This window comes from Maribacter sp. Asnod2-G09, assembly GCF_045063795.1.
Lineage (GTDB): Bacteria > Bacteroidota > Bacteroidia > Flavobacteriales > Flavobacteriaceae > Maribacter.
Genome location: NZ_JBEFOA010000005.1, coordinates 1,110,751 through 1,131,685, shown reverse-complemented (window position 1 = coordinate 1,131,685; position 20,935 = coordinate 1,110,751). Strand labels below are relative to the sequence as shown.

General features: G+C 35.7%; 22 protein-coding genes. 8 read left to right on the top strand and 14 right to left on the bottom strand.

From position 1 onward, the window contains the following. Positions 1-237: 237 nt before the first annotated feature. Positions 238-1,011: a uroporphyrinogen-III C-methyltransferase gene (cobA, locus tag ACJJVT_RS16820; RefSeq protein ID WP_405400246.1), complete on the bottom strand. Its 774-nt coding sequence runs from the start codon at positions 1,009-1,011 to the stop codon at positions 238-240. Positions 1,012-1,135: 124 nt separating this feature from the next. Between cobA and nirB the strand changes: the two genes are divergently transcribed. Genes nirB through ACJJVT_RS16795 form a run of 5 tightly spaced genes read left to right on the top strand, consistent with a single transcriptional unit; the run spans position 1,136 to position 7,125 of the window. Beyond that, a complete protein-coding gene (nirB, locus tag ACJJVT_RS16815; protein WP_405400244.1) occupies positions 1,136-3,655 on the top strand; it encodes a nitrite reductase large subunit NirB in 2,520 nt (839 codons plus the stop codon). A 36-nt stretch (positions 3,656-3,691) separates the two neighbouring features. Next, entirely contained in the window at positions 3,692-4,069 is a 378-nt protein-coding gene (nirD, locus tag ACJJVT_RS16810) for a nitrite reductase small subunit NirD (protein ID WP_405400243.1), read from the top strand. A gap of 21 nt (positions 4,070-4,090) precedes the next feature. Further along, entirely contained in the window at positions 4,091-4,681 is a 591-nt protein-coding gene (locus tag ACJJVT_RS16805; RefSeq protein WP_405400241.1) for a DUF4202 domain-containing protein, read from the top strand. A gap of 22 nt (positions 4,682-4,703) precedes the next feature. Then, a complete protein-coding gene (locus tag ACJJVT_RS16800) occupies positions 4,704-6,554 on the top strand; it encodes an ATP-binding protein (RefSeq protein ID WP_405400239.1) in 1,851 nt (616 codons plus the stop codon). Further along, the gene (locus ACJJVT_RS16795) at positions 6,541-7,125 is read left to right on the top strand and encodes a bifunctional precorrin-2 dehydrogenase/sirohydrochlorin ferrochelatase (protein ID WP_396632772.1); all 585 of its coding nucleotides are present in this window, start codon (positions 6,541-6,543) and stop codon (positions 7,123-7,125) included. The genes ACJJVT_RS16800 and ACJJVT_RS16795 overlap by 14 nt, the downstream gene beginning before the upstream one ends. Position 7,126: 1 nt before the next feature. Here the strand turns inward: ACJJVT_RS16795 and ACJJVT_RS16790 are convergent, their stop codons facing one another. Beyond that, the gene (locus ACJJVT_RS16790; protein ID WP_405400237.1) at positions 7,127-7,681 is read right to left on the bottom strand and encodes a hypothetical protein; all 555 of its coding nucleotides are present in this window, start codon (positions 7,679-7,681) and stop codon (positions 7,127-7,129) included. Positions 7,682-7,862: 181 nt separating this feature from the next. Between ACJJVT_RS16790 and ACJJVT_RS16785 the strand changes: the two genes are divergently transcribed. Further along, on the top strand, positions 7,863-8,915 hold the full coding sequence (locus ACJJVT_RS16785) for a phosphotransferase enzyme family protein (RefSeq protein WP_405400235.1): 1,053 nt from the start codon (positions 7,863-7,865) through the stop codon (positions 8,913-8,915). Positions 8,916-8,929: 14 nt separating this feature from the next. On the opposite strand, the gene ACJJVT_RS16780 is transcribed toward ACJJVT_RS16785, so the two are convergent. From ACJJVT_RS16780 to ACJJVT_RS16770, 3 genes are all read right to left on the bottom strand, one after another. Continuing rightward, positions 8,930-9,814, bottom strand: a complete 885-nt coding sequence (locus tag ACJJVT_RS16780; protein WP_405400233.1) for an SdiA-regulated domain-containing protein — start codon at positions 9,812-9,814, stop codon at positions 8,930-8,932. 102 nt (positions 9,815-9,916) lie between these two features. Further along, positions 9,917-11,182 carry a histidine kinase dimerization/phospho-acceptor domain-containing protein gene (locus tag ACJJVT_RS16775; RefSeq protein ID WP_405400231.1) on the bottom strand — a complete coding sequence of 422 codons (1,266 nt, stop codon included), beginning with the start codon at positions 11,180-11,182 and terminating at the stop codon, positions 9,917-9,919. A 12-nt stretch (positions 11,183-11,194) separates the two neighbouring features. After that, on the bottom strand, positions 11,195-11,872 hold the full coding sequence (locus ACJJVT_RS16770) for a response regulator transcription factor (RefSeq protein WP_405400229.1): 678 nt from the start codon (positions 11,870-11,872) through the stop codon (positions 11,195-11,197). Between the two features lie 159 nt (positions 11,873-12,031). Here ACJJVT_RS16770 and ACJJVT_RS16765 point away from each other — a divergent pair, with 159 nt between their 5' ends. Further along, positions 12,032-12,478: a PepSY-like domain-containing protein gene (locus ACJJVT_RS16765; RefSeq protein WP_405400227.1), complete on the top strand. Its 447-nt coding sequence runs from the start codon at positions 12,032-12,034 to the stop codon at positions 12,476-12,478. A gap of 85 nt (positions 12,479-12,563) precedes the next feature. Here ACJJVT_RS16765 and ACJJVT_RS16760 read toward each other — a convergent pair whose 3' ends face one another. The 8 genes from ACJJVT_RS16760 to ACJJVT_RS16725 all read right to left on the bottom strand — a co-directional run bounded on the left by ACJJVT_RS16760 (position 12,564) and on the right by ACJJVT_RS16725 (position 16,657). Further along, positions 12,564-13,130 (bottom strand): TlpA family protein disulfide reductase, encoded by a 567-nt coding sequence (locus ACJJVT_RS16760; RefSeq protein ID WP_405400226.1) that lies wholly within the window; start codon positions 13,128-13,130, stop codon positions 12,564-12,566. Between the two features lie 132 nt (positions 13,131-13,262). Continuing rightward, positions 13,263-13,454 (bottom strand): hypothetical protein, encoded by a 192-nt coding sequence (locus tag ACJJVT_RS16755; RefSeq protein WP_405400225.1) that lies wholly within the window; start codon positions 13,452-13,454, stop codon positions 13,263-13,265. Between the two features lie 44 nt (positions 13,455-13,498). Further along, the gene (locus ACJJVT_RS16750; RefSeq protein WP_405400224.1) at positions 13,499-13,741 is read right to left on the bottom strand and encodes a hypothetical protein; all 243 of its coding nucleotides are present in this window, start codon (positions 13,739-13,741) and stop codon (positions 13,499-13,501) included. A gap of 20 nt (positions 13,742-13,761) precedes the next feature. Continuing rightward, positions 13,762-14,400, bottom strand: a complete 639-nt coding sequence (locus ACJJVT_RS16745) for a CPBP family intramembrane glutamic endopeptidase (RefSeq protein WP_405400223.1) — start codon at positions 14,398-14,400, stop codon at positions 13,762-13,764. 11 nt (positions 14,401-14,411) lie between these two features. Further along, positions 14,412-14,969: a hypothetical protein gene (locus ACJJVT_RS16740; RefSeq protein WP_405400222.1), complete on the bottom strand. Its 558-nt coding sequence runs from the start codon at positions 14,967-14,969 to the stop codon at positions 14,412-14,414. Between the two features lie 33 nt (positions 14,970-15,002). After that, positions 15,003-15,272 carry a hypothetical protein gene (locus ACJJVT_RS16735; protein WP_405400220.1) on the bottom strand — a complete coding sequence of 90 codons (270 nt, stop codon included), beginning with the start codon at positions 15,270-15,272 and terminating at the stop codon, positions 15,003-15,005. An 8-nt stretch (positions 15,273-15,280) separates the two neighbouring features. Further along, positions 15,281-15,457: a hypothetical protein gene (locus ACJJVT_RS16730; protein ID WP_405400219.1), complete on the bottom strand. Its 177-nt coding sequence runs from the start codon at positions 15,455-15,457 to the stop codon at positions 15,281-15,283. A 438-nt stretch (positions 15,458-15,895) separates the two neighbouring features. Further along, positions 15,896-16,657: a hypothetical protein gene (locus ACJJVT_RS16725; RefSeq protein WP_405400218.1), complete on the bottom strand. Its 762-nt coding sequence runs from the start codon at positions 16,655-16,657 to the stop codon at positions 15,896-15,898. A gap of 335 nt (positions 16,658-16,992) precedes the next feature. Between ACJJVT_RS16725 and ACJJVT_RS16720 the strand changes: the two genes are divergently transcribed. Continuing rightward, the gene (locus ACJJVT_RS16720; RefSeq protein WP_405400217.1) at positions 16,993-18,018 is read left to right on the top strand and encodes a DUF1080 domain-containing protein; all 1,026 of its coding nucleotides are present in this window, start codon (positions 16,993-16,995) and stop codon (positions 18,016-18,018) included. 172 nt (positions 18,019-18,190) lie between these two features. Here ACJJVT_RS16720 and ACJJVT_RS16715 read toward each other — a convergent pair whose 3' ends face one another. After that, on the bottom strand, positions 18,191-20,806 hold the full coding sequence (locus ACJJVT_RS16715) for a M14 metallopeptidase family protein (RefSeq protein ID WP_405400216.1): 2,616 nt from the start codon (positions 20,804-20,806) through the stop codon (positions 18,191-18,193). Between the last annotated feature and the right edge of the window lie 129 nt (positions 20,807-20,935).

The window sequence follows — 20,935 nt, the reverse complement described above, 5'->3', positions numbered from 1 at the left end:
TTTCGTTTATAACTCAGTACAAACCTAAACTATTTAATACGTAATTATACGTAGTTTTAAATAATTTGACCATTTACTACGTATAATTACACAATTTTAATTATTACGGTAAGTCTATTATCACATTCGGAATTTCAATAAGACGAAAATCAGTTATTCGGAATTTCAGATTTAAAACAAGAAGTTGTTTTGTAAAATTGCTACGTAGAAAGTAGTTTTTAAAGGAAGAAATGTACTTTAAATAGCATCATGCAATATACGCTGTACTTCTTCTTCAAAGAAAGATGGATGATCGGCTACTACATCACCTATTACTATAATACCGTGCATCGTTGTATCTATATTAGATGTATGATGATGAATACTATCTAAGGTAGCCACAACACAGCTTTCATTTTCTGTGGTTCCGTTTTGTATTACAGCTATGGGAGTCATTCTACCCCTGTATTTACTAACCTCATCTACTATGTTACTTAGCTTTTTTATCCCCATTAATATGACCATTGTGGTAGATGATTTTGCTGCATATTGCAAATCTTGTGAGAATGTACCATCTTTTTTAGTGGCGGTCATCACCCAAAAACTACTGCTTACCCCTCTTTTGGTCATTGGTATTCCTTGACTAGATGGTACGGCAATTGAACTTGAAATACCAGGTATAATACTTACAGGTATACCAAATGCTTCTACATATTCTATCTCTTCGTTTGCCCTGCCAAAAACAAATGGATCTCCGCCTTTTAATCTCACCACATGTCCAAACTCAAATGCGTATTTTACTATTAGTTCATTGATTTCATCTTGGGTATGAGAGTGTTTTCCACATCTTTTTCCTGTATATATTTTAGGTATATCGGTACGTAGTTCAGATAAAAGTTCATCGCTAATTAATGCATCGTATAATATAACATCCGCTTCGTTCAACACCTTCAAACCCCTTACTGTTATTAGGTCTTTAGCTCCTGGACCTGCTCCTACTAAACTAACTTTTGCCGTTTTCTCTAATTCCATCTTCATAGTATTTAGCTTTATTAATTATCGATTCAGCAACAAGAATACGTATTTTTTCTGATATAAACATAGAATATATACGTATTTATACGTAATATTGCTCTGTAGCTAAATAAGTAAGCGTATGAAAACTATACTAGTTGTCGGTAATGGAATGGTAGGATACAAATTTTGTGAGAAGTTTGTAGCTAAAGAAGAAAGCAAACAATTTAAACTTATTGTTTTTGGAGAAGAGCCCAGACCTGCATATGATAGAGTTCACCTAAGTGAATTTTTTGAAAACCAAGATGCTAAAGCCCTAGAAATGGCTCCGGCAGAATGGTACGCAGAAAATGGTATAGAATTAATTGTAGATGAACGCGTTGCCGACATCAATAGAACGAATAAAACCATCACCACAGCCAAAGACAGAGCGTTTTCTTATGACTATCTGGTTTTAGCAACAGGATCATCTGCTTTTGTACCGCCTATTAAAGGTGTTGAGAAAGAAGGTGTTTTTGTATACAGAACTATTGAAGATTTAGAAGGTATGTTGGCTTATGCTGCAAAACTAAAGGCTAAAAGTCCGAATGCAAAAGCTGCTGTTTTAGGTGGCGGACTTCTAGGATTAGAGGCTGGTAAGGCAGTTATGGATATGGGCTTAGAACCACACATCGTAGAGTTCGCACCAAAATTAATGCCGAGACAGTTAGACTCTAGAAGTAGTCAAGTACTACAATTAAAACTAGAATCTATTGGTTTAAACATACACCTAAGTAAAGCTACCAATCAAATTCTTGGGGATGACGGATACATTACAGGAATGGAATTTGGCGAGGATGATGTTTTAGACGTTGAAATGTTAGTAGTTTCTGCAGGAATTCGCCCGAGAGATGAGCTAGGCAGAAGTTCAGGATTAGAAGTTGGTGTTCGTGGCGGTATTGTTGTCGATAACAAAATGCAAACATCTGATAGCAATATATACGCCATTGGCGAGATAGCTCTTTATAATCAAATGATATATGGGTTAGTTGCACCTGGATACGATATGGCCGGTGTAGCAGTAGACCAAATTATAGGTCATACAGAAACACTAATGCCTGCTGAGATAGACATGTCGACCAAATTAAAGTTAATTGGGGTTGACGTTGCTAGTTTTGGCGAGCCTTTTATGCCTGCTGCAAAAGGACACTCTATAATTTTTGAAAATAAAACACAGCACCTTTATAAAAGAATAAATGTAAGCCTTGATGGTAAAACCTTATTAGGTGGTATTCTAGTTGGTGATGCATCAGATTATAGCATGCTGCACCAAATATTTTTAAACGGAATGGCTATTCCTGAAGATGCTTCTCAATTAATTTTACCTGCAAGTGAAGGTGGTGGTTCTTTTGGTGATGTTATGGATTTACCAGATGAAGCACAAATATGTTCTTGTGAAAATGTTACAAAAGGACAAATTTGCGGTACTATTGAGAGTGGTGAATCTAAAGACCTTGCCGATGTGGTTAGTTGTACTAAAGCAGGTACGGGTTGTGGTGGATGTAAACCCATGGTAAAAGACCTTACCGAGGCTACTCTAAAATCTTTAGGTATTGAAGTTAAAGATGCCGTTTGCGAACATTTTGATTTAAACAGACAAGATTTATACAAAATAATACAAGTAAAAGGCTACAAAACCTTTAATGAAGTTCTAGATAATCACGGAAATGGTGGTCATGGCTGCGAATTATGCAAACCACTTGTAGCATCTTTAATGGCTAGTATTAATGCAGATACTGCTAATAAAGAGTATGCCATACAAGATTCTAATGATAGATTCTTAGCAAACATTCAGCGTAATGGAACGTATTCTGTTGTTCCTCGTGTTCCTGGCGGAGAAATTACACCAGATAAGTTAATTGCACTGGGAGAAATTGCTAAGAAATATGATTTATATACAAAAGTAACTGGTGGTGTTCGTATTGATTTATTTGGTGCAACCTTAAACCAATTACCATTAATCTGGAAAGATTTAATAGACCATGGTTTTGAAAGTGGTCATGCTTACGGTAAATCTCTACGTACGGTAAAAACTTGTGTGGGTTCTACATGGTGCCGATACGGTATGGCTGAAAGTGTAAGTTTTGGTATTGAATTGGAAAATAGATATAGAGGAATACGTGCTCCACACAAAATTAAAGGTGGTGTTTCTGGTTGTATTCGTGAATGTGCCGAAGCACGTGGAAAAGATTTTGGTTTAATTGCCGTAGAAGGTGGTTGGAACTTATACCTTGGCGGTAATGGTGGCGCTACACCAAGACATGCTGAGTTATTTGCAGAACAAATAGATAATGAAACCGTAATTAAATATATTGACCGTTACCTAATGTTATACATGCGTACTGCAAAACCATTACAAAGAACAGCGGCATGGCAAGAACGTTTAGAAGGTGGACTTAATTATTTAAAAGAAGTAATTATTGAAGATAAATTAGGAATTGCAGAAGATTTAGAAAATGAAATGCAAACACTAGTTAATAAGTTTGAGTGTGAATGGACACAAGCTATTAACGACCCAGAAATGATGAAGCGTTTTAATCACTTTGTAAATAGTGAAGAAGAAGATGACAACTTAGTTTTTGTTCCATTAAGAGAACAAAAAATGCCAGAAAAATGGGTCTAACTACGTTTTAAACAACGAATTTCCAAAATTTAAAAAATGACTATAATTTCAGATAAATATAAGACCGTAAAACCAGAGGAAGTAACCGTTTGGTTTAAAGCAGCACCAGTTACTGCGTTTCCAAAAGATGGAGGCGCTTGTGTAAAATATAAAGACCTACAAATTGCTGTATTTAATTTTGAACGACTAAATACTTGGTACGCTTGCCAAAACCTTTCTCCTGAAAAACAAGAAATGGTTTTAAGCAGAGGTATGATCGGTGACCATAAGGGTATACCAATGGTAGCCTGCCCATTACACAAAAAGACATTTTCATTGGAAAATGGTGAAAATTTAAATAGTGATTTGGACCCGATAGCGGTATATCCTATTAAAATAGAAAATGACTTTGTGTATGTTGGCTTTTCTGAATAGCTTTGAGTAAATAATTGACTTATGGCGACGACAGATAAATTACTGGTAGCATTTCAACATTTTGACGAAGCCAACAAGCAAGATCCAAATACTGAAGTTTTTGAAGGTACTACCTACCCTAAAGAAGTACTCTACGGTATTCGAATGACAGAACGCTTAAACGAATTTGACCCAACTGCTTCTGAAGCTTTGCGCCTTACCGCAAGATGCCAACATATATGTAGATGGGAAATACCTCGGGAGTCTTATGAAATGAACCGCGAGGGATATCTAAGATGGCGACAAGAACTAAAAAAATTCCACGGTAAAAAAGCAGCTTCTATTTTAGAAGATGTTGGTTATGACGATGAAACCATTGACAATGTCAAATTTCTTTTAGAGAAAAAACAGCTAAAGAAAAACGAAGAAACCCAATCTTTAGAAGATGTTATCTGCTTAGTATTCTTAGAGTTCTATTTTGAACCCTTTGCGCATAAACATCCTGAAGATAAGACAATAGACATCCTTCAGAAAACATGGAAAAAAATGTCTAAGAAAGGTCAAGAAGCGGCTTTAAAATTACCGTTGTCTAAATATTCTTTAGATTTAATTACCAAGGCACTGCACGCCTAAGTATAATTTACCAATCACTTTTATGGCCAATAACGAGCACAATATACCATTGGACACGGCTACGTTTATACGTATACGTAAGTGGTATTTATTGGCATTGGCTGCCATTGCGCTTACAGTTATTATTGCCCAAGTGCTGATTCAATTGCACCTAAAAGCACAATCTGGCGATTCTGAACTTATTAATGTAGCGGGTAGACAACGTGCCTTTAGCCAAAAACTGGTGAAAGAAACCTTGCTACTAAAAAATAGTAACGACCCTACAGATAAAAAATTAATATTATCTGAAATTGAGAAAACACTAAGCGTTTGGAAAGTATCGCACGACGGACTTCACTTAGGCGATGCTTCATTTAACCTGCCTTACGAAGATGACCCCAAAGTACAGTCGCTTTTTAAAGAATTAGAGCCGCACCATTCTGCCATGGTCACAGCTGTTGAAAATATTCTTGCAACTCACGAGCAAAATATTAACGCCAATGTTCAAGAAAATGACCTAAACGCATTGTTGCATAATGAGCGTCCGTTTTTAAGTATTATGGATCAAATTGTAAATGAGTATGATGCCCGCAGCAATGAGCAACTTCAGAAACTAAAACGAAAAGAATATTGGTTGTTGGCATTCTCTTTATTGATTTTGCTGTTAGAAATCTTCGTAATTTTTAGACCGTTATCCATCCAAATTAAAAATACCATTGGTCATTTAATGGGTAAAGATGAGGAGTCAAAGGGTCAGCTAGATAAAATTCAAAGCTTATATGACGAGAAAGAACGCTCGCTCAAAGAGTTGCAAGAACTAAATTTTGTTATTGATAATGCTGCTCTTTTTGCCAGTATACGTAAAGATGGGTCTATTGTTTTTATAAGCAAGAAGTTTTTAGATTTATTAGGTCATGAGACCACACCCGTAAACAAGCCTATTTCAGAAATATTGACCGTTGAAGAAGGTCAACAGTCTTATCTCAAAGAAGTTCTGAAAATTAATAGGAAAAATGTGATGCGTACAGAAGAGCTCCAGGTGGTAACCACCAAAGGAACTACAATTTGGCTAGATATGTCAATAGTACCCATGCATCAATCTACCTTAGAACAAGATATTTTAATTCTGTGTTCAGATATCACCGAACGAAAAGAAAATCAACTTAAAGTACAAGAGTTAACTAAGCAGAATTTTGAAGAACGCATGCAGCAAAAAAAGGTGCAAGCAAGCCAGATCGTAGAAGGTCAAGAAGAGGAGCGCAAGCGTATTGCCAAAGATATCCATGATGGTATTGGACAAATGTTGACCGCACTTAAATTTAATATTGAATCAATTGATATTGAAAACAAGGACAAGACGAGAGAGAAAATAGCTTATTTTAAGTCCCTGACATCAGACTTAATAAAAGGGGTCAGAACAGCTACTTTTAATCTTACTCCGCCAGAATTAAGTGATCATGGCATTTTCCCTGCAATACATAAAATGACCACTGAGCTTTCTAAATTGACCGGTAAAAATATCTTGTTTAAAAATAAAACAGATGACAATATAAGATTCGATTCTTTGGCAGAAACCAATATTTATCGTGTTACCCAAGAAGCGGTCAACAATGCCATAAAATATGCAGAAGCAAATTATATTTTGGTTACCTTAAATTACTCCTATCCTATTTTAAGTGTAGTCATAGATGATGATGGCAAAGGTTTTGATGATTCTATTTTAGGAAAATTACCAAAAAATAATAGTGAAGGCGGTATGGGGCTGTTTTTTATGAAAGAACGTATCGACTATATTAACGGTCGTTTATTTATAAACTCTGAACTTGGAAAAGGTACACGTGTTACCATCAACTATAAAACAGAAGAAAATAAAATTGCAAATGGAACGGAATGAGCTTTACCCCGTATTTTTAAAAGTATCTAACCTTCAGATTTTAATTGTTGGCGGAGGCAATGTTGCCTTAGAAAAATTGACTTTTCTATTAAAGTCAAGTCCCACCGCACAAGTTGAAATGGTTTCCCCAATGTTTAGGGAAGAAACTATTGCATTGGCCAACAAGTTCAATATAAAAATGAATGTGGCAACCTATGATGTTTCTTATTTGAAAGGGAAAAATATTGCCATAGCAACTACAGATAATGTGCCTGTAAATGAGCAAGTATATCATGATTGTAGGGAAAGACAAATATTAGTGAACGTTGCCGACAATCCTCCTTTTTGCGATTTCTACATGGGCGGCATCGTTACCAAAGGAAATGTAAAAGTGGCGATTTCCACCAATGGAAAATCACCTACTACCGCCAAAAGATTGCGTCAATTTTTTGAGGATGTTATTCCAGAAAATATAGACGACCTGGTAAAAAACCTCAACGAGTTTAGAAAAACCATCAAAGGAGATTTCGAAGAAAAAGTGGAAACCTTAAATGAGTTTACCAAAGGTTTAGTAAATAAGAAAGAGGAGTGATCTAATTCTCAAAACTAAGATGGGCAACGTCATGGCTACAGCTATAATGCGCATTGTCTGCTGCATATACTGCTGAATCTGCAGACTCTTGTGCTTCTCGCATAAGCCTTTGCGCTTTGCGCATGTAAAACTGTAAATTACCTAAGTTGTTTGCCTTTGAGGCATTTTTTACATTCTCAAAAGCTTCGGTAGAAAAGTCACGAGAATCAATAGTATGTCTTTCGGCATCAATCGTATAACTCATGGTGTCTTGTAAACCACAGGTCTGTGAATCATATTGAGCTTCTGATGCTAAAATTACAGCTTCATCTGCTGCATTAACTGCCTGACCCATTAACAACATTGCAGCTTTTGTGCTTTTTCTTGCCTTACTAATAGAGGCATCAAAAGAAGCAGTTTCAACAGCGGTACTCAATGAATCTGAGAGCTGACTAAATTGCGACATATAACGTTGTACATCGCTGATTTCACTTTTAAAAACTTCGCATTGTGCTTGTACGTAAGTGGTTGTAAATAAAAATACAACAACTTTTAGGCAGGTTTTAATCTTACTCATTCTTGGGGGAAATTTGATTGGTTTAGTTATTAACTGCGATAATTTGAAAATCGTATTATAATTAGGCCAACTGCACAAAATAAAGAAAATTCTTATTAAATGCTGTTTGTGGCTACTAAGTTTGTTCAAAACAGTGCGCAAGTTTTACATACCTTTAAAAACTGAATCTTAGTGCTAAAAAATGACTAAAGAATCCATCCAAAAAATACTGATTGAATTCAACCTTAACGGAAATTCATTAAAATGGTCACCCTTGACTAGCGGACTCATTAATGACACGTATTTGGTTACGGAAGATGATGACCAACAATATATACTTCAAAAGATAAATACCCAGGTGTTTAAAAATGCTGGTATTCTGATGGATAATATTCAATTTGCTATACCTGTGCTAAAAGCAGAAGATTATAGTCAAATTACTTTTCTGAATACAACTGCAGGAACCAATCATCTTATTCAGGATAATGATTTCTGGCGCATGATGACCTACATACCCAATAGTACCACGTACGATACAACAACCGAAACCTCAACTGCCTTTGAAGCGGGACGCATTATTGGTAAGTTTCATCAGCTCTTGCAAAATGTAGATACGGCATTATTTAATGATACCCTACCCAAGTTTCATAATCTAGATTTTAGAACTCTAGAGTTTCAAGAAGCACTGCAGAATGCTGATGCGCAAAAAATAGAAATTGCCAACGGCGCCATTAAAAAAGCACAATCATTTCTCAAAGAACTTCAACATTTAGATACTACTAATTTACTAGTTAGAATTTGCCATAACGATACTAAACTAAATAATATCTTATTCTCTAAATCGACAAAGAAAGCATTGTGTCTTATTGACCTTGATACTATTATGAAGGGTTATTTCTTCTATGATTTTGGTGATGCTATTAGAACTGTAGTTAATAACGCACCTGAAGATGAGCAGAACCACGAATTGATAAACTTTGATGAATTATTGTTTAAAGCTTTTGTTGATGGCTTAGCTGTTAATAGTTCATTTTTAACAACCGCAGATAAAGACAGTTTACCATTAGGTGCTGTTTTTATGCCATTTATTCATGGCTTACGTGCATTAACTGACTACCTAAACAATAACAAGTATTACAAGGTTACTTACGAGAATCAAAATTTAGATCGTTGTTATAGTCTCTTCGATTTTGCTGATAAGGCACTCAGCAAAAAAGATTTTATGGCAGCTTATATTGCGCAAAAGCTAAGCTAGGTTAAAGTTGACTTTTAAGGCTTCAGTTTCAACTTGGTGATGGTACCGATACCGTCTTTTTTTCCTTCGCTCGAAATATACAATTCTCCATCGGGACTAAAAGTAATACCTTCTGGTTGTGGAAATATACTCTTGTCCAATCGATAGCCTTTTTTAGCGATTCCGTTTTCATCTAAGATCAATAGTTTAGGCTTTGCGCCTTCTAACATATATATTTCTTTGGTCTTTGGGTGTATGGCAATGTCTGAAGGGCGAAAGTTCTTATACACCTTCTTCTCCCTAAAATGCTTCAATACTTCATCACCCATATCTAAACGCATTACAGGATTGGAAACCAACTTATAATCCTCCAATGAAAAAGCATAAACACCTTTGAAATCATCTGAATCAATATCGCGGTCTTTAGGTATCATCAGCAATCGATTATTTGCCACATCTAATTCTAAACTTTCCATGTTATTCTTCTCATCAAAACTGGTTTCGTAAGATGTTATTTTTCTATTTGAATCTCGAAAGTTCTCCACTATAGTAATCGTGCCATCACTCTCTAAAACATAGGCATTATCCCCTTCTACCGAAAGACCTTCATAATCGCCGGCATCAGCAAATTCAATTTCTTGTATCACCTTTTTACTTTCCAAATCATAAATAAATATGATTCCGTCTTCATCTTGCACAGCGGCTATTTTATTTTCATCCATCCAAGATATACCAGAAACTTCGCGTAATTCTTTAGGCAATTTCCATCGTTCAGAAATTTCAAAAGCTCCCTTGTCAGCACTATCATAAGGCATCCAATCTCTAAAGTTCATAAAAAGAAAACTCATACCTAAAACGATGGCAGCAATTGTCCAGAATTTTACTTTTGCCATACTCATCATGTTATTATTAGTTGTCATAATTCTTTTATTTAAAACTGTTTACACAAAACTAATCTTCAAATCTGTAAAGAAATAGGAACAATATTATTGAAGCGCTTTTTTATAAAAAGCTTAACGCAGCTAAGGAAAAATTAGCGTAAAATTATGCTTCTCAGCATATGAATATTGCAACTGTAGGTGATATTTATCTGCAATAGCCTTACTAATGGCAAGTCCTAATCCGGTAGAGCGGCTATCTGAAGAAGTCTTTTTAAAACGCTTGAAAAGACTATTGCTATCTAATGCTGTTGCTACACCATAATTTCTGACAATTATTTTATCTGCATCAATAACAATGTCTATTTCTTTACCAGCCTGCCCATGTATTATGGCATTTTTAATTAAGTTGGTCATCATGACAATAGCCAAATCGGTATTCATCGTATACTGTACATTAGCATTTGCCAAAACGTTTAAACGCATGTTTTTATGTGTAGCAAAATCTGAGAAATCTGTCGAAATATTAGCAATCAGCTCATTAAAATCAATTGTCTCTTCTTCTAAATACTGTTTGTTATCAATTTTAGAAAGTAATAACAATGACTTGTTCAATCGCGTTAACCGGGTAAGATTATCTAGAACACCACCAACTTCTTGCGATTGTATACCTGACAGTTCATTTTGCTCTAACAACAGCTCTAACCTGTTAATAGCAATGGCAAGCGGCGTCTGTAATTCATGTGCTGCATTTTCTATGAACTCTTTTTGGGCTACATAGCTATCGCGCGATTTCTCTGTTAAACGTTCTACACTTTGGTTCAATAAATTAAACTCGTCTATTGTTGTAGGTTCTGATTTTATGGGGTCGTCCTTTTCTATACGAAAGCCTTTCAACCTATCAATGAGTGTATAAAATGGCTTCCACACTTTTTTCATAACCAAGTTGTTAAGCACCACAATGCTTAAAATCAATACTAAGTAAAGACCTACCAAATACTTAAATAAGTTTTCTATTTGGTCATCTTCTTCGACCATAGAAGTAATGAGCTTTATTTTGTAATAATTACCGTCTTGTTGAAAGGTGCTTTCAAGCATACGAATGGGTTCGTATTCATCTTCGTTCTGCATATACATTAACGTATCGCGATAACTATCTTTAAACTTGGCATGAGCACCAACCTGAGTGTTTTTAATGGTGTAATTATTGACTCCGAATTCTGTGTCTTGCAGCAAATCTGGATCATCGTTTACGGCTCTTATTATTAATTCTTTTTGATTCTCTAAGCCATCATCTAAACTATCATAAACCTCATCTAACATGGCAAAATAAAAGATCACCGCCCATATAGATATCAATACGATGAGCAGTATTGCAAAGTATTTTGTAGTGTGATTTAGAAGTTTCATAGTTGCTACAAATTATATGACCTGTAATTTATACCCAACACCATAAACGGCTTCTATCTCTATACTTGCCACAGCATCTGAAAGTTTTTTACGTAGGTTTTTGATTTGAGAATAGATAAAGTCAAAACTATCTGCTTGGTCAATATGGTCTCCCCACACATGTTCAGCCAATGCAGTTTTGGTCACCAAACGTGTTTTATTAGATATCATATACAAAAGTACATCATACTCTTTACGGTTAAGAACTACCTCTTTTTTGTTAATATGAAGGCTTCTACTTTCTGGGTCGATGCTTACGTTACCAATTTCTATGAGCTTATTGCCATCAAAGGTTCTACGACGAACTATTGCTTTTACCCGTGCATGTAATTCTGCCATATGAAAAGGTTTGGGCAAGTAATCATCTGCACCTAAATTAAGTCCTTTTATACGGTCGTCTAAAGAGTCTTTTGCCGAAACGATAATTACCCCGTCATCTTTACCCAACTGCTTTAATTGTTTTAAAAGTTCTAAACCATTACCGTCTGGTAACGTTATATCTAACAGAATACAATCATAATCATACACCCCAATTTTAGTGCTGGCGGTTGCAAAATCTGCAGCTGTTTCTACCATATACTGCTCGCGCTCTAAAGTTTGGCGCATATTCTCTAGCATTTGTGGTTCGTCTTCTATTATTAGAATTTTCATGGCACTGTTGTTTGCAACAACAATATAAAAGAATTCTAGAAAGATATGGGAATTATAACCCTAAGCATTTAATCGCTAAAAAAAGTAAAATTATCAGCATTCCCAATTTCTTCTAGATTTGGCTCTTTTCTTTGAAGGGAATTTAAAAATTTACTGATAATGAAAAATAAGAATTTAGCAACAATAGCTTTAACCGTATTGGGTGTATGTACCGTATTTGCACAAGATATTAACTCTAATGCTGTGCCCGCAAATTTAAGACAGAGTTTTGAGCAAAATTACCCTCAGGCAAGTGATGTGGAGTGGGAATTAGAGGGACATTCATACAAAGTTGAATTTGACAGTAATAGACTGGAGCATGAAATTTGGTATACTACGGATGGAATAGCTACTAAAGCGGAACATGAAATTACCGCAGCAGATTTACCACAAGCCATTACCGCTGTAATTGCCAGTAACTATGCCGGATACAAAGTAGATTCTGTCGAAAAAACTACTATGGACGGTTCTACTACTTATGATGTTGAGCTAGAAAAAGGATGGAATGATGAAAAAGATGTGGTTTTCAACGAAAGTGGAAAAATATTGAGTGAAATGATTGATTAATGTTTCTTTGATTGGGAGATGTGGAAAGGGCCGGAATTTTGATTCCGGCTTTTTTTGTTCGTTAGTTACCTCGAAGTAAACTACTTTACTTCTCTATAAGTTCATCTAACAGATTACGTATTTTTTTACTGTTCCAATCTGCGGCACCGGTTTCTTTTATGATGATTTTTCCTGTAGCATCAATTACATAATTAGTGGGGATGCTATTTTCTTGCAATATTTCGGGAGTTTGCATTTGTGGAAAATAGATAGGTAGTTCATAACCTCTCTTTTCAATAAACCGCTGCACTCTTTCTGGTTCTTCTTGGGTCAGTAGTACAAAATTGACTTTGTCTCCGTAGTCTTTATACAATTCTTGAATTCCTGGTAATTCTGCAATACATGGCGGACACCAAGTTGCCCAATAACTGATAAAAGTAACCTTGCCTTTACCAACCGATATGCTTTGAGTTTCACCTTGTAAATCAACAACAGCATATTGAAACGGAGTAACCTCATTTTGGTCTTCTTCATCTTCAATACTGGGCGACCAAATTGCTACTTTCAGTTTATTGACCGCTACCTGAATTGGCGTTCTTGTCTGTGGAATAATCAACAACAAAATGAACACCACAAATATGATATCACTGATTTTAATCTTACGCTTTTTCATGTAATGTGTGAGTCGAAGTATTTGGTGATTGATTACGGAAATCTACGTACAAACTTATAGAATAATACTATTTTATCATTTTTTACTTTCAATTGTGCCTAAAATGATAATATTATTCAATTTTTTGAACAATCAGGTATTCTTTTTCTCCTTTAAATAACCATTCAAAATCACCCCGAACAAGGCAAGCCAAACTAAGCGATACATCCAAATATCCATTTCAAATCCGAATAAAGAACCAGTATCATTACCCTTAATAAAAGTAGATACTATTGTGATTATCGCTATTACCATTCCTATGATTGATATGGTTGTACTTTTCATTTTTTAACTGTTATTTTTCTAATTACTTGATAAAAATTGAACACTTATTTTCTAGAGTCCAATTCCTTTTTAAACGTATTCATGTTCTTTACATTCAAAGGAATGATGGTTGATAACGCTAACGGAACTGCCAATAACGGAGTAAGTCCATCTTGTATAGAAACGTAGATAAAAAAGAGTAAAACTCCGGTTAAAACAATTGCCAAGAGCCAAACCATAGTTTTAGCGGCTGTATACTTTTTAAGTAGTTCTTCGTTACTTAGTTTAGAGAGTGATTCTTGATTCATATTCGTTAAATTAAATTTTATCACCAGTTTCCTTTCTCATATAAATCTAAGAAAGCTGCTGCTGAAACACCAAGAAAATCGACTAAAAAATGAGAGAAGATAGTCCAACGTAGGCTGTTTGTCTTTTTATAAACCCACGCCCAAACGACACCCATAATTAGGGTAGAGATTACTAATTCAAATCCGCTATTTACGACGGAGTTGACTCCGAATGCTGCATGATTAATGGCAAATAGTACTCCAGTAAATAATACAGAAGACCAATTAGACCATGTTTTGGTATAGTCTAACAATAGTCCGCGCCAGTAAAACTCTTCAATAAAGGGATTAAATACTGCAAGTAGAATCCAAGGCAACCAAATAGTCCAATGATCTAACAATTGATAGTGCATTAGAAAAAGGGGTAACGGAATCAATCCGACCATTATCGCTACCAATTTCCAACCTAAAGCTCCTTTAGCTTTCTTTAACCAATTGGTAATTGATTCTTTTCCTCCGTATTTAACTATAAAGAACAACCAAAGTGCCCAACCTATAAGAATCATAGGTATAAATGCCCATTTTCCCATAAATTCACCAAAGCCAAAAGCAACCGCAAAATTCACGGCAATGATCAAAAAAGGTGATGCAATTACTAGCTCTCTTTTCTGAAATGCCATATGGTTTGGTTTTAATTCTGGTTACAGTTATGTTGTGTAGTTTTGTTCTTCCATTGAATCCAATATTCCTGTAGTCCTTCAGTGGTCGTTTTTAGCTTACTGATATCTAAAGATTCGCCGGGCATTAACAGAGAACTTAATTCCTTTTTTCTTCTGGGTAAAGATGGTATATGATTCCAGCCGCCAACATGATCAAAAGATGTATAGGCATCACATTTTGTAGCCACCGTAACAAACGGAATCTTCAACTCATAGGTTACCACGCCAGATCCCATGCCCTTGGTAGACATGTATATGTTTTCAAAATCTACTTTTACGTATTTATCTTGAGCATAGAGTTCCTTTAATTTATCTCCAACTTTTGCAGACATGGTGTTAGAGAATTGATGAGCAACATCTGATCCGGCTATAAATTCTTTGCCATAGTAGCTGCCAAAACAACCATCATCGTCACATTCAATATAAACCGTAGTTTGTACTTGGGTTTTCACCGCAACCTTTTGGGCATTGATATTATGGCATAACAAAATAGAAATAAGCAATACCAACATGTGTTTTGTAATCGCCATTTCTTTTAAATTAAACCAAATCGCTAATGAAAATTACTCTACTGCTTCTTCTTTAGACTTATTGTATTTGGTGAACTCTACTTTTTTATCTTCTAAGATTTTATAGAACCTACGGTGACTAATTTTAAGATCTTTCGTTATCTGAGCTACCTTTTTCTTTTTCTTCTTATACAGTTTTATCTCTGCCGTTACAGCTTTGTTGAAGTAATATTTGTGAAGCGCCTCTACTACCTCTAGTTCTGTTTTTCCGTTAGTACTAACCAACTGGTCAATTTCAGATTTTATTTCTTGTAAGCCTTTCATATTGTTGCTTATTTTTCAGGCACAGCAGCTGAGAACTTCGTAATAAGATCAGCATACTTATCTAAATCTTCTAGAGAATGATTGCCGTAATCATTAACAACGTCGAACTTTATATTGTTGTTTGCCAAGAAAGTGGCTACTCTTTCAAGCTCTTCGGGGGAACCTTTAATTTCAATTTTTGCCATTATTTACAAATACATTTTATTAAGTGTTTGCCTAATTTAAGATTATTCTTTGAATTCTGCGCGGTAAAATTTGCCGCCAAGGCATATACCTTTTAAAGTTAATTGAATTTTTAGAATTTTCGCTGCTACACTGTTAAATCGACAGATTTTCTTGAAAGTAGGTTTTGGTGTTTTGCTTGAATGGGGTAATTGGAGTGTAAGAAGTCTTGTCTTAAATAGACATCAATAAAAAAGCCCATTAATAAAGAGCAACACTAATGAATTCTGGGGGAACTTTAGTATACTAATATTAAGGGCTGCTTCAATTTAACATTTTATTAGGAAATACAAAAATCAGTTTTTTGAATTTAATTGAAGTTTACAAGATATAAACTACTTAAAAACCAAGAAAGCAGCCTATTAGGCTGCTTTCTATTATCTAAAAAAATTTGTATTTACTTAGTCACCTACATAAGTGAAGGTGGTTACGTAAGTTTCGTTTTCGTCTGAATGCATAGAAACCGTAGAAACCGTTGCTGCTGTTGGGTAATCGCCATCGTAAGTATAAGATAAGTTTATAGTGTATTCTATTTCACCTTCCTCATTTTTATACACTACTTGCGACGGATTGTTATTCGGGAACAATGCTTTTGCCCTTACAATTTCTTCTGCCTGTGGAGCTTCAGCAAAATTTAATTTTATTTGATCTAAAACAACAATCATACCTGCTGCTTCTGCCGTTTTGTAAAACGGATTTGGCTTATCGTCATAAGAGATTTCTGCTGTGTAGTACACCACTTCTTCTTCGCCAGTCATATAATCATAATCGTACTCTATAAATTTGATTACAGATGGGTTACCATTGTCATCATATTCTTCTATTTGTCCCGTTTCAAAAGCATCATACGGCGATTCATATAATTCTTCGACATTTCCGTTGTCAGCATTACCTGAAACATTACTTAAATTTCCTTCTTCATAAATGAAATTTGTTGATTCTGTTCCGTCGAAAATAGACGTTAATTGTAAATCATTATTGTACGAAAATAAAATGTTTTCGCTGTCTTCTGAATCTTCGGCAGACGTAACATTTATTGAGCTGATAAGCTTTGTTTCCACGTTTCCGTTAACTTCTTCAAACTCTTCTGAGGTTGACTTTTCACAGCTAAAATTAATCACTGCAATAGAGGAGAGTAATAGTAATTGATTAAATGTTTTCATGGTGATTTTGGTTTTAATTAATTTGTTAGGTCTATACTTAACAAACCGATTAAAAAAATATTGTACGCCTATTTATTACGGTTTTCCGTAATATTTACGCTACGTCAACAACCATGGTATTTGTAGGAATATTTACCTATAAAAGTTTTTTGAAAATTTAAAAAACTTACTATTTCTTAACACTAATTTTTCAAGAAAAACAATACATTTCTATGTACCCTAATTTGCTGTTAAACTTTAAAACAACAGGGGTAACGCATTATATTAATCCTTACTTTTAATTCTTGTGCTTACTATTTGTACAATCAAACCAAAACCCTAACACAAACTAAATCATGAAAAAATTACCAGTTTTCTTCATGGCATTTTTATGTGCCATAACCTCATCTTTTGCAATTACCAAAAACATTTTACCTGAACCCGAAAACACCTTTCTTGGCACTTGGACTATCGATGTTGTCGGTGGTGGCGTTGCATGGCTAAAAGTACACGAGCAGCAAGGTGTTCTAGACGGCGAATTATTATGGATCGGTGGTAGTGTTTTACCCGTATCTGATGTGTACTTAGTTGATGAAAATACCTTAATTGTTACCCGTACTTCTGAAGAGGAACTAAAAACTACCTCAGGCAAAGCGCGTACCCACACCAGAACTTGGACGATGCGTATTACCAAAATAAATGATGCCATCGCTGGTACCATGACCGGACCTGCTTGGGGAAATACAGGTGAAAACATTAGTTATTTCACTGGCACAAGAATGCCAACAGTAGGACCTGTACCAGATTTGAGCGCCTTAAAATATGGTAAGCCAATCAAACTTTTTAACGGTAAAAATATGGATGGATGGAGAACAATTGACCCTAAAAGCCCTAACGGGTTTAAAGTGGTAAATGGAACCATGCAAAACGATCCTGTACAACCAGAAAATGGTGAGCATATTTATTATGGCAACCTACGTACCAATCAAGAGTTTGAAGATTTCAATTTAAAATTAGAGGTTAATGTGCCTAAAGGAAATAACAGCGGTGTTTACCTTAAGGGATTATACGAAATACAGGTGGTTGACTCATACGGTCTAGAACTGGACAGTCATAATATGGGTGCTCTTTACAGCCGTGTTACTCCAAGTGAAAATGCAGAAAAACCTGCAGGTGAATGGCAAACAATGGATATTACTTTAGCAGACCGCCATGTTACGGTAATTTTAAATGGAAAGAAAATTATAGACAATGTAGCAGCTGAAGGACCAACCGGTGGGGCAATAAACTCAGATGTTTTTGCACCAGGACCTATATATTTACAAGGTGACCATGGTAATGTTGCCTATAGAAATATCGTGCTTACTCCGATTACAAAATAAGTTCTTCAGTAGTAGCCAGTTTAATTAATTGGCGAAAAATAAAAAATGCCCATCAATAATTGATGGGCATTTTAGATATTAAAATAGTCAAATTTTACATTCTGACTGTTAAAGCATTTCGTTTGCGCTCAATGTCACTTTAAAAAAACTGGATTTCTAAATTATAATTCACTTACTCTGCAGCTCCTTCAAAAATGGAGTTGAAAATAAGCTTATACGTTCCTCTTGGTTGTGCTCTAAATTGTGGTCTAAATGCGAATAATACTACCGAACCTTTACCATAAGTTGCTTTTACCATAGCCGGCTTTTTAGCGATGTACTTTTTCTCGCCCATTGCCCAGCCGCTCATCAACAAATCTTTTTCTGCATAGTTGGCAATAACCTCAACTTCTGGAGCCGGAGCATCTTTGATATCTTCTGTACCGCCTTCTCCTTTTTTGGTTTGCTTATCAATAACAAAAGCACGACTCTTATTAAACGAAACCGCTACCGTGTCTTGCATACCAAATGCTAACGGATGTGTTGTGTCTATTCCCGCTTTAATCAATGAACCAGGTATAAAGAACTCTGTACTTTCTGTACCTGCTGTAGCATCCTTTAATGGTAAACCAAATTGCTCTATGACATAGTTACTAGCTTCATCGAACGCTATTAATGTTCCGCCATTTTTTACATAATTGCTTAGTGCTACCGATCCTTCTAAACCTATACCACCTGTAAATTTCTCTGGCATTTTTAAAGGCGAATTACCATGTAAAATTGATTTTGGTCGTTGCGACGGAAGTATTAAAACATCATATTGAGATAGATCTTTAGTTTGAATGTCTTTATCATGAAGGGTATCTGTTTCGAACGAATATTCATCCATTATAAAACGCGTCCATCCTTCATCCATATTAGAAACCCAAGACTTGTACAATCCTACTTTAGGCGCATGTACCTTGGTCATTTCTACTTTTGGTTCTGCGGATAATCCTATTACTTCTAAACCATATTCAGCTGCCAATTCTTCTACAGAAGCACTACCACCAGAAACGATATAAGCACCTGGCGGATATGTTGTTTTACCTGATTTGAAAGCTGCTTTGGTTTTATATGCCGTACCACCTTCTTTTAATACTTTATTGGTTACAATTACAGATGCATTACTGTTGGCACTAAGCAAATATCCGAAGGAAGCATTTCCTTTTACATCACCTTCATAATATGATGCTTCGTCTGATACCTTTTCAGTTGCTACGTCAAAAGGCTCTGCAATTTTATCAACTGCAATTCCCATTTGCATCGGCAATGTCCAACCTGCTAAGTCATACGGAGTATCTGGTGGTCCGCCTGGGTATTGAAAACGTGTTGGATAATTTTGCTTCTCTAATAAATCCATCAAATACGGTCTAAACGCTTGTGCCGTATAAATTACATAAGCACCTTTTTCATATTTCTTTCCGTTGACCTCAAAACTTTTGGTTGTTTTTTCAATTTCGATTCCACCCTTTAGTAACACATTTACCAAGTTCACAGATTCAAAAGCATCCCATTGATCCTTACCGATTATATATGCAAACGGACCTTCTTCTTTCGACTTTTCAATTGCCGAAGCTCCCATTTTGTAAATGTTGTACAGGTAATTGCTCTTACGGTCTGCTGCTAAGTCTAGCGTTGCCCACGTCGCAGTCAACATATAATCTACAGCATCGCGAAAGTGAGACTCACCACCTTTCCATGGATCTGGGTACATGATATCTGTACCATCGGTTGGCGTACCACCAGCTACGGTTTTAGGTAGTTTCTCCGGATCATAAAATCTAGGCGTCGGACTCGTATGACCAACTTCGGTTAAGATTCCGATCATGTTATGATAGTAAGGCACAGTACGCCCACCACCGTTCCAGAACATGGTATAGAAATTATCGGCAATTGCACCTGGCATATTCTCTAATGAAAATCTTTTGGTCATTGCAGAACCTAACTCACTTACACCTGCAGTAATTGCTGGGTGAATTCTTGGGTTTACTGGATCTGCATAAGGTGGTAATGATATTTTTGTCCAAGATGGTGAAGATTGGTGGTGGTTATATACAATCTGCGGATACCACTCATTGTACAATATCTTAGTAACATTATACGTCTCTGGCATGGTATTCATGAACCAATCTCTATTGTTATCATGACCCATGTAATAATGATACAAGATCGGAGGACGCGATGTTTCATAAGCGGTACCTAAGTTCTTTTTGTACCAGTCTACCACAATATCTAACCCATCAGGATTCATTACAGGCATCAATATCGTAATGACATTCTCCCTGATTTTTTTCATTTCTGTAGTTTCTGAAGTGGTCAAAGTATACGCCAGTTCAGATGTCATTTGCCCATGCGCCAATTCGGTAGAGTGCATACCACCATCGATCCAAACCACAGCTTTACCTTCTTTAGATAGTTTCATAGCCTCGTCATTTGAAACCTGAACACGAGCTAGTTTAGTACTAATGTCTTTCCACTTATCTAAATCTTTAAGATTTTCTTCGCTAGAAATAAACAAGATGTACATTTTTCTACCCAATACAGTAGTCCCGATTTCCACTTTTTTAACGCGTTCAGAAGAAGCGTCTAGTTTAGAAAGGTAGTCTTCAATTTGGCTGTAATCTGCCAGTTTATAATCGGCACCAACCTTAAAACCATAAACATCTTCTGGTGAAGGTACAGTTTGTGCCATCGTCACAGATATGCACGAAATGGCTAGTACAAGGGTCAGCAATGCCGCCTTGTAGCAAGAGTTTTTTGTAGTCATTTTTCGAATTAGTTTGTTTGAACTAGTAAATTAAGAAATAGTAAAGAGCTAGGTAAATGTTACTAAGAAAGATTGTGTTAAAAGAAATGTTAATTTCAGAGTTCGTGATTTGATGGGGGTGTTGTTGAG

What these genes read in the sequence shown, in the direction of transcription:
- nirD (WP_405400243.1), top strand. Translation starts at nt 3,692, where the DNA reads ATGACTATAATTTCAGATAAATATAAGACCGTAAAACCAGAGGAAGTA.
- nirB (WP_405400244.1), top strand. Translation starts at nt 1,136, where the DNA reads ATGAAAACTATACTAGTTGTCGGTAATGGAATGGTAGGATACAAATTT.
- ACJJVT_RS16715 (WP_405400216.1), bottom strand. Translation starts at nt 20,806, where the DNA reads ATGACTACAAAAAACTCTTGCTACAAGGCGGCATTGCTGACCCTTGTA.
- ACJJVT_RS16790 (WP_405400237.1), bottom strand. Translation starts at nt 7,681, where the DNA reads ATGAGTAAGATTAAAACCTGCCTAAAAGTTGTTGTATTTTTATTTACA.
- ACJJVT_RS16805 (WP_405400241.1), top strand. Translation starts at nt 4,091, where the DNA reads ATGGCGACGACAGATAAATTACTGGTAGCATTTCAACATTTTGACGAA.
- ACJJVT_RS16760 (WP_405400226.1), bottom strand. Translation starts at nt 13,130, where the DNA reads ATGAAAAAGCGTAAGATTAAAATCAGTGATATCATATTTGTGGTGTTC.
- ACJJVT_RS16745 (WP_405400223.1), bottom strand. Translation starts at nt 14,400, where the DNA reads ATGGCATTTCAGAAAAGAGAGCTAGTAATTGCATCACCTTTTTTGATC.
- ACJJVT_RS16735 (WP_405400220.1), bottom strand. Translation starts at nt 15,272, where the DNA reads ATGAAAGGCTTACAAGAAATAAAATCTGAAATTGACCAGTTGGTTAGT.
- ACJJVT_RS16795 (WP_396632772.1), top strand. Translation starts at nt 6,541, where the DNA reads ATGGAACGGAATGAGCTTTACCCCGTATTTTTAAAAGTATCTAACCTT.
- ACJJVT_RS16755 (WP_405400225.1), bottom strand. Translation starts at nt 13,454, where the DNA reads ATGAAAAGTACAACCATATCAATCATAGGAATGGTAATAGCGATAATC.
- ACJJVT_RS16800 (WP_405400239.1), top strand. Translation starts at nt 4,704, where the DNA reads ATGGCCAATAACGAGCACAATATACCATTGGACACGGCTACGTTTATA.
- ACJJVT_RS16740 (WP_405400222.1), bottom strand. Translation starts at nt 14,969, where the DNA reads ATGGCGATTACAAAACACATGTTGGTATTGCTTATTTCTATTTTGTTA.
- ACJJVT_RS16720 (WP_405400217.1), top strand. Translation starts at nt 16,993, where the DNA reads ATGAAAAAATTACCAGTTTTCTTCATGGCATTTTTATGTGCCATAACC.
- ACJJVT_RS16750 (WP_405400224.1), bottom strand. Translation starts at nt 13,741, where the DNA reads ATGAATCAAGAATCACTCTCTAAACTAAGTAACGAAGAACTACTTAAA.
- ACJJVT_RS16765 (WP_405400227.1), top strand. Translation starts at nt 12,032, where the DNA reads ATGAAAAATAAGAATTTAGCAACAATAGCTTTAACCGTATTGGGTGTA.
- ACJJVT_RS16730 (WP_405400219.1), bottom strand. Translation starts at nt 15,457, where the DNA reads ATGGCAAAAATTGAAATTAAAGGTTCCCCCGAAGAGCTTGAAAGAGTA.
- ACJJVT_RS16780 (WP_405400233.1), bottom strand. Translation starts at nt 9,814, where the DNA reads ATGACAACTAATAATAACATGATGAGTATGGCAAAAGTAAAATTCTGG.
- ACJJVT_RS16770 (WP_405400229.1), bottom strand. Translation starts at nt 11,872, where the DNA reads ATGAAAATTCTAATAATAGAAGACGAACCACAAATGCTAGAGAATATG.
- ACJJVT_RS16785 (WP_405400235.1), top strand. Translation starts at nt 7,863, where the DNA reads ATGACTAAAGAATCCATCCAAAAAATACTGATTGAATTCAACCTTAAC.
- ACJJVT_RS16725 (WP_405400218.1), bottom strand. Translation starts at nt 16,657, where the DNA reads ATGAAAACATTTAATCAATTACTATTACTCTCCTCTATTGCAGTGATT.
- cobA (WP_405400246.1), bottom strand. Translation starts at nt 1,011, where the DNA reads ATGGAATTAGAGAAAACGGCAAAAGTTAGTTTAGTAGGAGCAGGTCCA.
- ACJJVT_RS16775 (WP_405400231.1), bottom strand. Translation starts at nt 11,182, where the DNA reads ATGAAACTTCTAAATCACACTACAAAATACTTTGCAATACTGCTCATC.